The 15,724-nt window shown below is 71.6% G+C and carries 14 protein-coding genes and 1 tRNA gene; 10 read left to right on the forward strand and 5 right to left on the reverse strand.

Going from position 1 to position 15,724, the window contains the following annotated elements; all coding sequences use genetic code 11:
• Positions 1-1,264 (forward strand): S1C family serine protease (locus JAO81_RS18960; RefSeq protein WP_233415576.1); only part of this gene is annotated, 1,264 nt, incomplete at its 5' end.
• A gap of 143 nt (positions 1,265-1,407) precedes the next feature.
• Here JAO81_RS18960 and JAO81_RS18965 read toward each other — a convergent pair.
• From JAO81_RS18965 to JAO81_RS18980, 4 genes are all read right to left on the reverse strand, one after another.
• Positions 1,408-2,316 (reverse strand): oxygenase MpaB family protein, encoded by a 909-nt coding sequence (locus JAO81_RS18965; RefSeq protein WP_199549056.1) that lies wholly within the window; start codon positions 2,314-2,316, stop codon positions 1,408-1,410.
• Between the two features lie 182 nt (positions 2,317-2,498).
• Positions 2,499-2,933: a hypothetical protein gene (locus tag JAO81_RS18970; protein ID WP_165337200.1), complete on the reverse strand. Its 435-nt coding sequence runs from the start codon at positions 2,931-2,933 to the stop codon at positions 2,499-2,501.
• Between the two features lie 199 nt (positions 2,934-3,132).
• Positions 3,133-3,217: transfer RNA gene (locus JAO81_RS18975), tRNA-Ser, on the reverse strand.
• Between the two features lie 73 nt (positions 3,218-3,290).
• Positions 3,291-4,160 carry a bifunctional DNA primase/polymerase gene (locus JAO81_RS18980; protein WP_199549057.1) on the reverse strand — a complete coding sequence of 290 codons (870 nt, stop codon included), beginning with the start codon at positions 4,158-4,160 and terminating at the stop codon, positions 3,291-3,293.
• A 375-nt stretch (positions 4,161-4,535) separates the two neighbouring features.
• Here JAO81_RS18980 and JAO81_RS18985 point away from each other — a divergent pair, with 375 nt between their 5' ends.
• The 9 genes from JAO81_RS18985 (at position 4,536) to JAO81_RS19025 (ending at position 13,638) form a co-directional block, all read left to right on the forward strand.
• A complete protein-coding gene (locus JAO81_RS18985) occupies positions 4,536-4,847 on the forward strand; it encodes a hypothetical protein (protein WP_165334406.1) in 312 nt (103 codons plus the stop codon).
• Positions 4,848-5,070: 223 nt separating this feature from the next.
• Complete coding sequence (locus tag JAO81_RS18990) at positions 5,071-6,273, forward strand: acyl-CoA dehydrogenase family protein (RefSeq protein ID WP_199549058.1); 1,203 nt, start codon at positions 5,071-5,073, stop codon at positions 6,271-6,273.
• Positions 6,270-7,283 (forward strand): bifunctional MaoC family dehydratase N-terminal/OB-fold nucleic acid binding domain-containing protein, encoded by a 1,014-nt coding sequence (locus tag JAO81_RS18995; RefSeq protein ID WP_199549059.1) that lies wholly within the window; start codon positions 6,270-6,272, stop codon positions 7,281-7,283. Before JAO81_RS18990 ends, JAO81_RS18995 begins: the two co-directional genes overlap by 4 nt.
• Entirely contained in the window at positions 7,283-8,323 is a 1,041-nt protein-coding gene (locus JAO81_RS19000) for an acyl-CoA dehydrogenase family protein (protein WP_199549060.1), read from the forward strand. Before JAO81_RS18995 ends, JAO81_RS19000 begins: the two co-directional genes overlap by 1 nt.
• A gap of 28 nt (positions 8,324-8,351) precedes the next feature.
• The gene (locus JAO81_RS19005) at positions 8,352-8,834 is read left to right on the forward strand and encodes a MaoC family dehydratase (RefSeq protein WP_199549061.1); all 483 of its coding nucleotides are present in this window, start codon (positions 8,352-8,354) and stop codon (positions 8,832-8,834) included.
• Positions 8,831-9,997 (forward strand): lipid-transfer protein, encoded by a 1,167-nt coding sequence (locus tag JAO81_RS19010; RefSeq protein ID WP_199549062.1) that lies wholly within the window; start codon positions 8,831-8,833, stop codon positions 9,995-9,997. The genes JAO81_RS19005 and JAO81_RS19010 overlap by 4 nt, the downstream gene beginning before the upstream one ends.
• A gap of 170 nt (positions 9,998-10,167) precedes the next feature.
• Positions 10,168-10,989, forward strand: a complete 822-nt coding sequence (locus JAO81_RS19015) for a glycoside hydrolase domain-containing protein (RefSeq protein ID WP_199549063.1) — start codon at positions 10,168-10,170, stop codon at positions 10,987-10,989.
• Positions 10,990-11,205: 216 nt separating this feature from the next.
• Positions 11,206-11,838: a SigE family RNA polymerase sigma factor gene (locus JAO81_RS19020; protein ID WP_199549064.1), complete on the forward strand. Its 633-nt coding sequence runs from the start codon at positions 11,206-11,208 to the stop codon at positions 11,836-11,838.
• Between the two features lie 147 nt (positions 11,839-11,985).
• Positions 11,986-13,638, forward strand: a complete 1,653-nt coding sequence (locus tag JAO81_RS19025) for a long-chain fatty acid--CoA ligase (RefSeq protein ID WP_199549065.1) — start codon at positions 11,986-11,988, stop codon at positions 13,636-13,638.
• A 105-nt stretch (positions 13,639-13,743) separates the two neighbouring features.
• On the opposite strand, the gene JAO81_RS19030 is transcribed toward JAO81_RS19025, so the two are convergent.
• On the reverse strand, positions 13,744-15,724 hold a 1,981-nt coding region (locus JAO81_RS19030; RefSeq protein WP_374194314.1), incomplete at its 5' end, for a response regulator.

Below are 15,724 nucleotides of genomic sequence, written 5' to 3' on the forward strand. Positions count from 1 at the left end.
CCGGCGGCGCGCGGGGGCCCCCCCCGGCGGGCGGGGGGGGGGGGGGGCCCCGCCGCAGCCGCCCGCCACGCCCGCGTACGCGAACGGCGGTGGCGGTGGCGGTCAGGAGTGGGGCGCGAGCTATCAGCCGGCCCCCGCCTCCCCCAAGTCCCGCAAGGGCGGCCTCGTCGCGGCCGCGCTTGCCGCCGCGCTGGTCGCGGGCGGTGTCGGCGGCGGTATCGGCTACTGGGCCGCCGAGCGCAACGACGGCGGTACGGACTCCACGACCGTCGCCGCCTCGGACACCCCGGCCGATCTCAAGCGCGAGCCGGGCTCGGTCGCGGGCATCGCGGCCAAGGCGCTGCCGAGCGTCGTGACCATCGACGCGCAGGGCGGCGAAGGCGAAGGCGGCACGGGCACCGGCTTCGTCTACGACCGCGAGGGCCACATCCTCACCAACAACCACGTGGTGGCGACGGCGGCGCAGGGCGGCAAGCTGTCGGCGACGTTCTCCAACGGCAAGAAGTACGAGGCCGAGGTGATCGGCCGGGCGCAGGGCTATGACGTCGCCGTACTGAAGCTGAAGAACGCCTCCGGGCTCAAGCCGCTGGCTCTCGGCGACTCGGACAAGGTGGCGGTCGGGGATTCGACGATCGCGATCGGTGCGCCGTTCGGTCTCTCCAACACCGTGACGACGGGCATCGTCTCCGCCAAGAACCGTCCGGTCGCCTCCAGTGACGGCTCCAGCGCCGCCCGCTCGTACATGAGCGCGCTGCAGACCGACGCCTCGATCAACCCGGGCAACTCCGGCGGTCCGCTGCTCGACGCGCGCGGCGCGGTCATCGGCATCAACTCCGCGATCCAGTCGGCCGGCAGCGGAATGGGCGGCCAGCAGGCCGGCTCGATCGGTCTCGGCTTCGCGATCCCGGTCAACACGGCGAAGAACGTCGCCCAGGACCTGATCAAGAACGGCAAGGCCACCTACCCGATGATCGGCGCCTCGGTCACCATCGACGAGACCAGCCGCGACGGCGGTGCGCGCATCACGGAGAAGGGCGCGGGCGGCACCGCCCCGGTCACGCCGGGCGGCCCCGCCGACAAGGCGGGACTCAAGCCGGGCGACCTGATCACCAAGCTCGACGACCGCCCGATCGACAGCGGTCCGACCCTGATCAGCGAGATCTGGACCCACAAGCCGGGCGACACGGTGAAGCTCACGTATGAGCGCGGCGGCAAGGAGCACACGGTGGATGTGGTCCTCGGGAGCAAGGGCGAGGAGGACTGACCCTCCCCCTTCCCGCGCGCGGAGTCCGCGCGGGCTCCGTACGGGCTCGGACGGGCTCCGTACGGGCTCCGTACGAAGGCGGACGGGCTCCGTACGACTCCGTATGAAGGCGGACGGCTGCACTGCCGTCCGCCTTCGGTGTGTCACGGGGCCGGAGCGGGTCCGGTCCGTTCGCTGTGCACGGGGCACCCCCGCAGCCCCGGCCGTGGCCAGGTGCCCAGGTCCTCGATGCGGTAGCCGTCCGGGTAGCCCTTGATCTCGCGGTTCTGGCGCGCGAAATGCGGTGCCCCGCGCGGCGGGAGCAGCCGCACCGCCCGGCCGCGCAGGCGTACCGCGCGCCGGACCAGGGAGCGGGTCAGGGCGGGCGGGGCCTGGTAGCGGAAGGCGCTCAGCAGATGGTCGTCTAGGAGCGCGAGGACGCCGGTGCGCAACAGGGGTGCGAGCGGGGCCGGATACCAGGAGGCCATCAGGGCGAGCGTCGCGTCGGAGACCTCGCGCGAGCGGGCGTCCCAGGCGAAGTGGGCGGCCTCGTAGGAGTCCAGGCAGTGCTCGAACTCCTCGTAGGTGGCGGGGATATCGGGGATACCCATGTGCCGGCCGAGGGTGCGGTAGTGGGCGACCGTGGCCAGCGTCTCGTGCTGCGAGAGCCGGCGCCAGCCGTAGGCGTCGATCCAGCGTTTGGGCATCACCACGAACGTGGACAGGACATAGCGCATGTCGTCGTCGGCGATGGCGTAGCTGCGGTGCATCCGGTTGATCCGGCGGATGGCCGTACGGCCCTCGTCGGATCCGAAGCCGAACTCCACCACGGCGTCGAGCAGGAGGGCGGTGTCGTCGTACCGTTTCTGCGAACGGGCCGTCAGCTCGGCTGTCTCCGCGAGCAGTCGGCCGATGCTCGGCACGGCGTACGTGCGGTACAGGGCGAGTTCGAGGGCCCGGGTGACGTCCCACGGGAACTCGTACGCGACCATCAGCCGGTAGATCTGCGTGGCGTCGCGCTCCGGGTCCAGGCGGCGGATCCGCGCGAGCCGCTCGTAGCGCTTCGACGTCATCGAGGTGCCTCCCTGCGGGATCGCGGTCCGGGGACGATGACGTTCCTACCACCCTCAGGGGCATGGCGGCAGAGGGCGGCCAGGGCCCGGACGGCAAGGGGGAGGCCGCGCCCGCCGGGATGCGATGCCATACCCGCGGGCGCCGCCGCCGTCAGCGGCGCCCGCGTACGGCAGGTCCCCGGTCAGCGCACCGTGACCGCCACCGGGTCCGAGGTGTGGCAGACCGAGGTGTCGAGCATCGTGTAGGCGTCCGACTCCGGTCGGGTGCACGCGATGACGCGCAGCTCGTTGGGGCCCTTCATACCGAGCTTGACCCGCATGCTGTAGGTGAGGTCGTTCTTGGTGCGCACCGTCGCCGGCAGGCTGACCCACCCCTTCTTCTGCCGCTGCTGCAGCGTCACTTCGGTGCCTGCGGGCAGGGTCGGGACGGTTCCGCGCATACGGAACTCCTCCTGGGCGGCGACGGTCCGTACGGTCGCCTCGGCCGTCAGCTGCGGCAGCTGCCGGTCGTCCGCCGGGCCGGGGTGGAGCGGACCCGCGGCGGCGGGCAGTGCCGGTACGGCGCACAGGAACAGTCCTGCGCCGACGGTCGCGATACGAGTGACGACGGGGTTCACGTGCGGTCCTCCAGGGGATGTCGTGCCTCAGCGAACCCCTCAGCCATGCGCGCTCCGCCCCCACCGCAAACGCCTGCTCGCCCGCGTGGCCCACGGATCGCCCGAGCGTCCGGCCTCCGGACGCGACGCACGCACGCACGCAGAAGGGGCGCCGCCGGCTCGGCGACACCCCTTCTGAACCAGTCCCCGCGGACCACTGCGGTGGGTGTGGGATTTGAACCCACGGTGGCTTGCGCCACGACGGTTTTCAAGACCGTTCCCTTAGGCCGCTCGGGCAACCCACCTCGCTCCGCGCCACCAGGGGCGGAGCCAGTACAGCGTACCGGCCGTGTGAGGGGGCGAGGGGGTGGGTCCGGCTCAGGCCTCACGGCCCGCGGTGAGGCGTGCCGCCGAGGCGATCGTGGCCCGTGCCTCGCGTTCCGTGAGCCCCGTGCGGACCGCCGCGTCCGTCAGATGGCGGGCCAGATCGTCGCCGATGCCGTTCTCGTACGCGCGGCAAGCCGCCCAGAACAGGCGGGTGTTGCGCTGTCCGACCCGTGCGCCGAGGACGAACTGGATCAGTCCGCGGCCCTGGTGCGAGCCGCCCGCGGGAGGTGCCTTCGTACGCGGCGGGGGTGTGAGGAGGCGCAGCAGGGCGCGCGGGCAGGGAGCGGGCGCCAGGTGGGCGGTGCCGGGGGCGGTGCTGTAGACACCGTGTTCGCTGCGGGAGCCGGGGCCGACGAGATAGCCGCCGGCGCCGCGTACGTCGATACCGGGGGCCAGGCGGCTGGCCGAGTTGGGGACGACGATGTCGGGCGGGCCCGAGAGCCAGAGGTGGCGGCCGCCGCTGGGCGTCATCACGACGACGGTCGGCGGGATCGTGAAGAGATGGCGTAAGGCCAGCTCGCGCAGGAGGGCCGAGGAGTCCGTGTCCGCCTTCGTGTCGAGGTCGATGCCGATCAGGTGGTGCGGCGGAAGCCCGCACGCGATGCCGTATCCCGTGGACCAGGGGGCGGCGGCGAAGAGTTCGCGGATACGGAAGGGGTCGGTGCTCGCGTCGTAGACCCCGTGCCCGGGGCGGCCGCATTCGCCGTGGCACTGGGGCGCGTCCACGGGGTCCTCGTGGTGCGGGGAGCGCAGCGCGGGGAGCTTGCTGCGGGAGAGCGGGATCACGGCGAGACCGCGTTCGGCGGCGGACAGGGCGTGGGCGAGGGCCAGGGTCGTGGCATGCCGGTCGAAGGTGGCCATGCGTTCATTTTCGTACGAGTGTTCGAAGAAGGGAAGGGGGGATCCCTGCCTCGTACGGGTGAGTCCGGCGACGCCGGGGTGTGAGGAGCCGGAACGCTTCCTCCCTTGCGGCGCCCGGCAGGCGTGCTCGCTGAGGCGTCAGCACGCCACTGACCTGCGGCAACTTTCGATTCGTGCAGGTTTATCGACATGTCCTCACACTCGCGAGGGAAAGATCCGTTCAGGGGTGGTTCGCCGGGGTTCGTTGGGCAACTCTGATCTCGCGACGTCGTGCACATCGCCAAGGCGGTCGGCCAACTGCCCTGGTACAAGCCGCACTTACCGGCCCAGCCGGTTCTGATCCGCCGGGTCCGCCCGGTCGATGGAGGAATTGACATGGCAAGCATCCGTACCGCCCGCATCATCGCCGCCGCTGCCGCCCTGCCCCTCGCAGCCGCCCTGTTCACCGGGGTCGCGCAGGCCGACAACGGCGGGTTCGCGGACGACGGATCGAACACGAGCGTGGCCAGCATCGTCGGCAGCGGTGTGGGCAAGAACAACAACGGCAACTCCGGCACCAACCAGCAGGTCGCGACCGGTGCCGGCGCCTCCAACCAGAACAACCAGGCCCAGGTGAACGGATCGGGCTTCACGGCGATCCACCAGTCCAACGAGAACATCGAGGTGAACTTCACCGAGCTCTGGTAGGCCCCGGGACCGGTTCGGCCGGCCCGAGGGGGGATGGGGGAACGGCTCGCGCGGCGGCACCTTTCCGAGGGGCCGCCGCGCCGGCGCGTTCCCCGGCCCGCCCTTCCGGGCTGGCCCGGTGCCCCTGTCCGGCTGCCCGGACGCTCTCTGCACCTTGACACCGATAGGCATCTGACGGACAGTCAGAAACCTTCATTCGTACGAGGTCAGGGAGGCCGCCGCCGTGCACCTCGCCCCAACCGAGCGCCAGCAGGAGCTGCGCGCCGAGCTGCGTGCGTATTTCCGGGACGTGATGCCGCCCGACCGCACCGCGCTCGCCGGCGACCCCGCCGAACAGCGCCGGCTGCTCCGGCGGATCGGCGCGGACGGCAGGCTCGGGCTCGGCTGGCCCGAGGAGTACGGGGGTCAAGGGCGCGGCCCCGACGAGCAGTTCGTGTTCTTCGACGAGGCGTACCGCGCGGGCGCCCCCGTGTCGATGGTGACGCTGAACACCGTCGGACCGACCCTCATGAAGTACGGGACCGAGGAACAGAAGGACTACTTCCTGCCGCGCATCCTGAGCGGCGAGATCGTCTTCGCGATCGGCTACAGCGAGCCGTCGGCCGGCACCGACCTCGCGTCCCTGCGCACCAAGGCCGTGCGCGACGGTGGCGGCACCTCCCACTCGGGCGAAACCGAGAGCGGGGGAAGCTGGGTCATCGACGGCCAGAAGATCTTCACGTCCAACGCGCAGAACGCCGACTGGATCTGGCTCGCCTGCCGGACCGACCCCGATGCCCCCAAGCACAAGGGCATATCGATCATCCTCGTCCCCACGGACGCGCCCGGCTTCTCGCTGACCCCGATCCACACCGTGGGCGGCATCTCGACCTCGGCCACGTACTACGACGGCATCCGCGTCCCGGCCGGCAACCTCGTCGGCGAGGAGAACGGCGGCTGGGGGCTGATCACCAACCAGCTCAACCACGAACGCGTCGCTCTGGCCGCGATCGGGATGCAGGCCGAGGACTTCTACGCGGAGGCGCTGCGGTCCGCCCGTACACCCGATCCGGTGACGGGCGAGCGCCGGATTGACCTGCCGTGGGTACGGTCCCGGCTTGCCGAAGTGCATGCCAGGCTCGCGGCGACGCGCCTGCTCAACTGGCGTCTGGTGGGGGATGTGGGAGCCGGGACGCTGGCACCCGGCGATGCCTCCGGCGTGAAATTCGTGGGAACCGAATCGGCCGTCGAGGTGTATCGAATGTGCCAGGAAATTACGGGGGAGGCGGGGACCGTCCGCGCCGGATCACCGGGAGCGTTCGGGGACGGCGAGCTGGAGCGGATGAACAGGGCGGCTCAGATCAACACCTTCGGGGGAGGGGTGAGCGAGGTGCAGCGGGAGATCGTCGCCACGATGCGGCTCGGCATGAGGAGGGTGAAGCGGTGAGCGAGGGCCTGTACGAGGAGTTGAAGGCGTACGAGGGTCTGCCCGCCGCCGAGGGCGGGGTCGGGCGCGACCTGGTCAACGAGCCGATGATCAGGCACTGGTGCGAGGCGATGGGCGATACGAATCCGGCGTACACGGGTCCGGATGCCATCGCCCCGCCCACGATGCTGCAGGCCTGGACGATGGGCGGGCTCGGCGGGCACCGGAGCCGGTCGGCCGCGCAGGACGAGCTGTTCGGGCTGCTCGACAAGGCCGGGTTCAGCTCGGTCGTGGCGACCGACTGCGAGCAGGAGTACTTGCGGCCGATCAGGGTCGGGGACGAGATCACCTTCGATGCCGTGATCGAGTCGGTCTCGGAGCAGAAGACGACCAAGCTGGGGACCGGCCACTTCGTGACGACGCGGATGGACGTGCGGGCGAACGGGGAGTTGGCGGGCACCCACCGGTTCCGGATCCTCAAGTTCGCGCCGGCCAAGAGGCCCTCGACAGCAGGCTCTGCGTCTGGCCCTGCATCTGGTTCTGCGTCTGGCCCTGCATCTGGTTCTGCTTCTGGCTCTTCGAAGCCGGCGGCCGAGGACGGCAAGCCCGCCCGGCGGCCGCGTCCCGTGATCAACCGGGACAACGCAGGGTTCTGGAAGGGCGTCGAGGAGCACAAGGTGCTCATCCAGCGCTGCACGGAGTGCTCGGTGCTGCGCTTCCCCTGGCTGCCCGGGTGCAACTCCTGCGGCGGCGCCGAGTGGGACACCGTCGAGGCGAGCGGGGAGGGCACTGTCTTCAGTTACGTCGTGATGCATCACCCGCCGTTCCCGGCCTTCGACCCCCCGTACGCGGTGGGTCTGATCGAGCTTGCGGAGGGCGTGCGGATGATCAGCAATGTGGTGGGGGTGCCGCATGACGAGGTGCGGATAGGGATGGCCGTACGGCTGGAATTCCTGCGCACCGACGAGGAGTTGGAGGTGCCGGTGTTCCGGCCCGTCGGAGCCTCCGCGGCCGTGGGGAGCGTGGCCTGATGGACTTCACGCCTACGGAGGAGCAGACGGCCGCGCGGGAACTCGCCGCGCAGATCTTCGGCGACCTCTCGACGCCCGAACGGCTCGCGGCGCACGGGACGGGCACGGACGCCGAGTTGTGGAAGGCGCTCGGCTCGTCCGGGCTGATCGGCGCCGTACGGGACATCGGGCTGCTCGGCCTCGTACTGCTCCTGGAGGAGCAGGGGCGGACCACGGCGCAGGTGCCGTTCGCGGCGACCTGCGTGTACGGGCTGCTGGCTGTCGACACGCACGGCACGGATGAGCAGCGGGGGCGGCTGCTGCCGGGGTTCGAGGACGGTTCGGCGGTGGCGGCGGGGGCGCTCCCGGCGAGTTCCGGTGTACGGGCCGAGGCGTCGCGGCTGTCCGGCGAGGTGGCCTGGGTGCCGTGGCTGCGCGATGCCACCCACGTCCTGGTCGCCGCCGCCGACCACACCCTGTGGATGGTGCGGGTCGCGGACGCCCGGGTGGAGGAGGTCGAGCTGACGGCGCCGTGGTCGGGCGGGCGGCTGCTGCTCGACCGGACGCCCGGCGAGCGGATCGGCGGGGAGGGCGCGTACGAGCGGGTGCTCGCCGATGCGCGGACCGCCTTCGCGGGGGTGCAGGCCGGGGTGTGCGCGGGGTCGCTGGCGCGTGCGGTCGAATACACCTCCGTACGCGAGCAGTTCGGCAAACCGCTCGCCGCCAAGCAGGCCGTGCTGCTGCGGGCGGCCGACGCGTACATGGACACCGAGGCGATCAAGGTGACCGCCTATGAGGCCGCCTGGCGCAGGGACGAGCTGCTCGGCTACCGGGAGGCCGCGCTGACCGCGGCCTGGTGGGCGGCCGAGGCCGGCACGCGGGTGGTGCACGCCGGACAGCATCTGCACGGCGGCACGGGCGCGGACCTGGACCACCCCGTGCACCGGCACTTCCTGTGGGGGCGGCAGACCGCGGCCTATCTGGGGTGCGGGGCGGAAGTCCTCGCCGAGCTCGGTGAGTTGATCGCGGGCGCGGCGCCCGCGGGGGAGGGTGCGCGATGAGTGCCATACGGAAGGGGGAGGGTGCGCGATGAGTGCAGCGGACGTACGCACATGGGCGCCGGGTGATGAACTGCCGGCGCTCGAAGTGCCGATCACCCGCACCTTGATCGTCGCGGGCGCCATCGCCTCGCGCGACTACCAGGACGTGCACCACGACGCGGAGCTCGCGAGGACCAAGGGCTCCCCCGACATCTTCATGAACATCCTCACCACCAACGGTCTGGTCGGCCGTTACATCACCGACCACTTCGGGCCGTATGCCGTGCTGCGCAAGGTCGCGATACGGCTCGGTGCGCCCAACTACCCGGGAGACACCATGGTGTTGACCGGCAAGGTCACCACCGTCTCCGCCGAGGAGGGCACGGCGCAGGTCGCGGTGGTCGGGGCCAACGGCATCGGCAAGCACGTGACCGGCACGGTCACCGTGTCCATCGGCGGGGACATCGGCGCGGACAACGGCCGGGACAACGGCCGGGACATCGGCGCGGACAACGGCGGGGAGGCGTCATGAGCGTCCGCAACCGGGACAGCCTCGGCGGCAAGGCCGCGATCGCGGGGATCGGCGCGACCGAGTTCTCCAAGGACTCCGGGCGCAGCGAGCTCAAGCTCGCCGTCGAGGCCGTACGGGCCGCTCTCGACGACGCCGGACTCACACCGGCCGACGTCGACGGCATGGTCACCTTCACCATGGACACCAACCCGGAGATCACCGTCGCCCAGGCGGCCGGGATCGGCGACCTCTCCTTCTTCTCGCGGATCCACTACGGCGGCGGAGCGGCCTGCGCGACCGTTCAGCAGGCGGCGCTCGCGGTGGCGAGCGGGGTGGCCGAAGTCGTGGTCTGCTACCGGGCGTTCAACGAACGTTCGGGCCGGCGCTTCGGCTCCGGGGTCCAGCAGCGCGAGCCGTCGGCGGAGGGCGCGGCACTCGGCTGGTCGCTGCCGTTCGGACTGCTCACGCCCGCGTCCTGGGTGGCGATGGCGGCACAGCGCTACCTCCATACGTACGGGCTGACGCCGGAGGCCTTCGGGCAGGTGGCCGTCACCGACCGCAAGTACGCGGCGAACAACCCGGCCGCGTACTTCTACGAGAAGCCGATCACCCTGGCCGACCATGCCGCGTCCCGCTGGATCGTCGAACCGCTGCGGCTGCTCGACTGCTGCCAGGAGACAGACGGCGGCCAGGCGATCGTGGTCACCAGCGTGGAGCGCGCCCGCGAGCTAAGGCACAGGCCGGCCGTGATCACGGCGGCCGCGCAGGGAGCGGGCCGCAAACAGGAGGCCATGACCAGCTTCTACCGGGACGACCTGACCGGGCTGCCCGAAATGAGCGTGGTGGCACGCCAGTTGTGGCGGACGTCCGGGCTGCGTCCTGAGGAGATCGACGTCGGGATCCTCTACGACCACTTCACCCCGTTCGTGCTGATGCAGCTGGAGGAGTTCGGCTTCTGCAAGCCGGGTGAGGCGGCTGACTTCATGGCCGAGGAACGGCTGCCGGTCAACACCCATGGCGGGCAGCTCGGCGAGGCGTATCTGCACGGGATGAACGGGATCGCGGAGGGCGTGCGCCAACTGCGCGGCACCTCGGTGAACCAGCTGCCCGGGGCGTCGAACGTGCTGGTGACGGCGGGGACCGGGGTGCCGACCTCGGGCCTGGTCCTGGGCGCGGACGGCTGATCCATGGAGGTGGACGGTGGATCCACGGAGGTGGACGACGGATCCCCGGAGGTGAACGGCGGCGGATCCCCGGAGGTGGACGGCGGATCCCCGGGGCGGACGGCTGAACCTTTCCCGTCCCGGGGCGTGTCCCCGGGGCGGGGCAACCGGTGCGGCCCTTCACTCGGTGCATGCGCACTCCCAAGCTGATCATTGGACTACTGGTCCTGGTGGCCCTGACCACGCTCACCGCACCCTCCGCGGCGGTGCCGACGGCCGAGCACCGCGGTGCCGCGCGCGGCAAGGTCTTCCGCGGCTGGGCCTTCGACACCTGTCTGACCCCGCCCCTGCGCACCATGGCGGCCTGGCGGAAGTCGAACTTCCGCGGTGTGGCCGTGTACTTCGGCGGACGCGGCCGCTTCTGCCAGAAGCAGCCGCACCTGACGGCGAACTGGCTGCACGAGGTCGACCGGATGGGCTGGAGCGTGCTCCCGGTGTACGTCGGCTCGCAGTCGCCATGCGTCCTGGTGCCGCACAAGAGGAAGGTCAGGATCGGGCGCGACGCCTGGGGCCAGGGCCGCAAGGAGGGGCTGGACGCGGTCCGCCGCGCCAAGGCGTTCGGGATGAAGCGGGGCAGCGCGCTCTACCTCGACATCGAGAACTACTCGATGGCGAAGTGGCAGTGCCGCAAGCCCACGCTGACCTTCGTGCGCGGCTGGAACCGCGCGGTCCGCGGGCACGGCTATGTGCCCGGCTTCTACTCCAGCCTCAGCTCCGGTATCTGGCACATGGAGCGCGCCCGCAAGGCCGGATACGGGGATCTGCCGCAGGCGCTGTGGTACGCGCGCTGGAACGGCAAGCCCCGCGCGCACCCCATCCCCGGCGTGAGCCCGACGGCGTGGCGCGGAGCGAGCATCCATCAGTACCGGGGCCCGAAGAAGGAGAAGCACGGCGGCCACGCGATGGAGGTCGACCGCAATCTGGTGAACGCACCGGTGGCCGTCCTCCGCTGAGGAGCACGCCCCGCCCCGGGCGAGCGCCCCCAGCGGACCCTCGACACCCGCCCGGCGCCGTACCGCCTCTGTCTCAGGTATGACCCCGAGGGGACGCTCATCGCTCCCTCCACCCTCAGGAGGTGGAGGTAGCCCCCGTCCTACAACCTGAGGCGGACAAGGCTTCAGGCCCTGCGGCCGATCCGCGGGGGTAGGGGGCGCTTCTAGCGTGGAGCCATGACCACACCCGTGTGCACCAGCGCATCGAAGCCCGCCGGACTGGGAGCCGTGAAGGCCACCAGGACGGCGCAGCCGGCGAGGGGTTCCGCGCGGTCGTCCACCGCGAAGGCCACCGGCGCGACGCAGGCCGCACGCGCGTACCCGAGCTTCGCCTCGTATGTGCAGGCCCGCCAGCCGGTGCTGCTGCGCACGGCGCGCTCGCTGACATCGAACCCGTCGGACGCCGAGGATCTGCTGCAGACCGCGCTGACCAAGACGTATGTCGCCTGGGAGCGCATCGAGGACCATCGCGCCCTCGACGGCTATGTCCGCCGCGCCCTGCTCAACACCCGTACGTCGCAGTGGCGCAAGCGCAAGGTCGACGAGTTCGCCTGCGACGAGCTGCCCGAGCCCGACCCGTTGCCGGTGTCCGACCCCGCCGAACAGCAGGCGCTCAAGGACGCGATGTGGCGCGCGATCATGAAGCTGCCCGACCGGCAGCGCTCCATGGTCGTCCTGCGCTACTACGAGGATCTCAGCGAGGCCCAGACCGCCGAGGTGCTCGGCGTCTCGATCGGCACGGTCAAGAGTGCGGTCTCGCGGGCGCTCGGCAAACTGCGCGAGGACCCGGAGCTGACGCCCGTACGGTGATCTCGCAGGTGCCGTCACCGGTGCCGCCGCAGGTACGCGAAACCTTCCCGGCTGATCGATCATCCCCGCTACTAGTGACATACCAGTGGGTATGCGGTGAGAATCGGCGCAACCCTACTGCTCCGTAGCGCCCACCGGGAGGACGCCGTGCTGAGCACGATGCAGGACGTACCGCTGACCGTGACCCGTCTCCTCATGCACGGGTCGACCATCCACGGCACGTCCCAGGTCACGACCTGGACCGGCGAGGCCGAGCCGCACCGCCGCTCCTTCGCCGAGATCGGTGCTCGCACCGCCCAGCTGGCCCACGCCCTCCACGACGACCTCGGGGTCCGTGACGACGAGCGCGTGGCCACCCTGATGTGGAACAACGCCGAACATGTCGAGGCGTACTTCGCCATACCCTCCATGGGCGCCGTGCTGCACACGCTCAACCTGCGGCTTCCCCCCGAGCAGTTGGCGTGGATCGTGAACCACGCGGCCGACCGCGTCGTCCTCGTCAATGGCTCCCTGCTCCCCCTGCTCGCCCCGCTGCTGCCGCATCTGGCGCCCATCGAGCACGTCGTCGTCAGCGGCCCGGGCGACCGTTCGCTGCTCGACGGGGCGAGCGTCCAGGTGCACGAGTACGAGGAGCTGCTCGCCGGGAAGCCGACCTCGTACGACTGGCCGGAGATCGACGAACGCCAGGCCGCAGCCATGTGCTACACCTCCGGCACCACCGGCGACCCCAAGGGCGTCGTCTACTCGCACCGCTCCATCTACCTGCACTCGATGCAGGTCAACATGGCGCAGTCGATGGGCCTCACCGACCGGGACACCAGCCTGATCGTGGTCCCCCAGTTCCACGTCAACGCCTGGGGACTGCCGCACGGTGTCTTCATGACCGGCGTGAACATGCTGATGCCGGACCGCTTCCTGCAGCCCGCCCCGCTCGCCGAGATGATCGAGCGCGAGCAGCCCACGCACGCCGCCGCCGTCCCCACCATCTGGCAGGGCCTGCTCGGCGAACTCCAGCAGAACCCCCGTGACATCAGCTGTATGAAGCAGGTGACCATCGGCGGCTCGGCCTGTCCGCCCGCCCTGATGGAGGCCTTCGACAAGCTCGGTGCCACCGTCTGCCACGCGTGGGGCATGACGGAGACCTCGCCGCTCGGCACCATCGCCCGCCCGCCGGCCCATGTGGTCGGCACGGAGGAGGAGATGGCGTACCGCCTCACGCAGGGCCGTTTCCCCGCGGGCGTCGAGGCGCGCCTGGTCGGTCCGGCCGGCGAACTGCTGCCCTGGGACGGCAAGTCGGCCGGTGAGCTCGAGGTGCGCGGCCCCTGGATCGCGGGCTCGTACTACGGCGGCGCCGCGGGCGAGAACTTCAAGCCGGAGGACAAGTTCAGCGAGGACGGCTGGCTCAAGACCGGTGACGTCGGAGTCATCAGCGCTGACGGATTCCTGACCCTGACGGACCGCGCGAAGGACGTCATCAAGTCCGGCGGCGAGTGGATCTCGTCCGTCGACCTGGAGAACGCCCTGATGTCGCACCCCGAGGTCGCCGAGGCCGCGGTCGTCGCCGTCCCCGACAAGAAGTGGGGCGAACGGCCGCTCGCCACCGTGGTGTTGAAGGAAGGCGCGACGACGGACTTCGCGCAGCTCAAGGAGTTCCTGGCCACGAAGATCGCCAAGTGGCAGCTGCCGGAGCGGTGGTCGATCGTGGAGGCGGTGCCGAAGACGAGCGTCGGCAAGTTCGACAAGAAGGTCATCCGCAAGCAGTACGCCGAGGGCGACCTGGAGATCGTCGAGCTGATGTAGCGGCTGGATCGTCGACCTGGTGTAGCACCTGGCCGTACGACGCGGGCCCGGGTTTCACGTGAAACATCACGTGGAAGCCGGGCCCAACGTCGTATACCGCTCAGGCTAGTTGGTGCCGATCTTCGCCAGCAGATCCACGATCCGCGTCTGCACCTCGACACTCGTCGACCGCTCCGCCAGGAAGAGCACGGTCTCCCCCGACGCCAGCTTCGGCAGATCCGACTGGTCGACGGCCGCCGTGTAGACCACGAGCGGGGTGCGGTTGAGCTGCCCGTTCGCCCGCAGCCAGTCGACGATTCCGGCGCGCCGGCGACGTACCTGCATGAGGTCCATCACCACCAGATTCGGGCGCATCTGCGTCGCGAGCGTCACCGCATCGGCATCCGAAGCGGCCCGCGCCACCTGCATCCCGCGCCGTTCGAGCGAGGCCGTCAGGGCGAGCGCGATCTCCTCGTGCTCCTCGATCAGGAGCACCCGCGGCGGATGCTGCTCGCTGTCGCGCGGGGCAAGTGCCTTGAGCAGTACGGCGGGATCGGCGCCGTACGCCGCCTCCCGCGAGGCCTGCCCGAGCCCGGCCGTCACCAGGACCGGCACCTCGGCCGCCACCGCGGCCTGACGCAGCGCCTGCAGCGCGGTCCGTGTGATCGGCCCGGTCAGCGGGTCGACGAACAGCGCGGCCGGGAAGGCCGCGATCTGCGCGTCGACCTCCTCACGGGAGTGCACGATCACGGGCCGGTAGCCGCGGTCGCTCAGCGCCTGCTGCGTGGAGACATCGGGCGCGGGCCACACCAGGAGCCGGCGCGGATTGTCCAGCGGCTCGGGCGGCAACTCGTCGTCGAGCGGCAGGGGCTGCGGCTGGTTCGCCACCTCGACCGCACCGCCCGGACCGTCGAGCGCCTGCGGCCCCTCGGCGCCGTCGGCGGGTGCGTCTATGGCGTACGACCGTCCCCGGCCCTCGCTGCGGTCCGGCTGCGCGGGCGGCAGAGGCTGCGATACGGCGGGAGCGGCGGCTTCCTGCCGAGGCGCGGGGGCCTCCTGCTGACGCGCGGGGGTCTCCTGCTGTACGGAAGCGTCCGCACGCCGGGGGTCCGGCACGGACTCCTGCGCGGGCTTCGGATCCGGCGGCGTACCCAGCTTGCGCCGCCGCCCGGACCCGGCCGGCGACTGCCCGCCGAGGCTCTGCCCCGAGCGCGCGGACGGCAGCGGCGGAAGGCCGGGCCGGCGCTGCTGCTCGGCGAAGTGCTGCGCGAACGGCACCCCCTGCCCGAGCGTGCGCACGCTGAACCCGCGTCCCTGCGTGGAGTTGTCGTCCGCGGCGGTCTCGGCCGGCAGCGGCTGGGCGACACGCGCCCGCGCGGGCGCCATCGGCTGCGGGTCCGCGCCCGGGGGGGGCGGCTCGGGGGGCAGGGCCGGGGGGGGGTGGGCGTCGGCGGCGGGCCGGGCCGGCAGCGGGTGGGCGCCCCGCGCCGGCGCGGGCGTCATCGGCTGCGGATCCGCGCCGGGGCGGCGCTGCTCGGAGGGCAGGCCGGTGGAGGGCTGTGCTTCGTCTTCCGGGGTCGTTCCGGATACGGGGGCCGGTGCCTGCTCGAGGGCAGGTTCCGCTGCGGGAGCGGGCTCGCGGGGAGCCTGTTCCTGTACGGGGTCGCCCGTCACCGCTTCCTCTACGGGAAGACTCTCCGCCACCGCCGGGCGCGCCCGGCGCCGTCCGCTGGGAGCGTCGACGGGATGCGGCTGCGGAGGCGTGTGCCCGGACGGCACCTCCGGTGTGGCCGACTCGCCCGCGTGCACCGCACCGTGCGGCTGCGCACCCAGGTTGTCGTGCGGGTGGGCATCGATGGCGTCGTGCGGATACGCGGCCGCGGCCCCCGCAAGCGCCGTCGCCTCCGGAAGAGCGGCGGCAGCCTCGTCGAGAACGGTCGCCTCACCCGTCGCACCCGGCGCCCGGTCCGCCTCGGCGGGCGGCAGCGCGAAAGCCGTACGCCCCGTGCCCGCCTCCTCCGCCGCGGCCCGCTCGGCGGCCGCGGCCCGCGCCCTGCGCGGCCGCCCGGGCCGCCGCGCCTCGGCGACGGGGGGCTCCCCCCCCCCC

This window comes from Streptomyces sp. N35, from assembly GCF_016464295.1.
GTDB lineage: Bacteria > Actinomycetota > Actinomycetes > Streptomycetales > Streptomycetaceae > Streptomyces.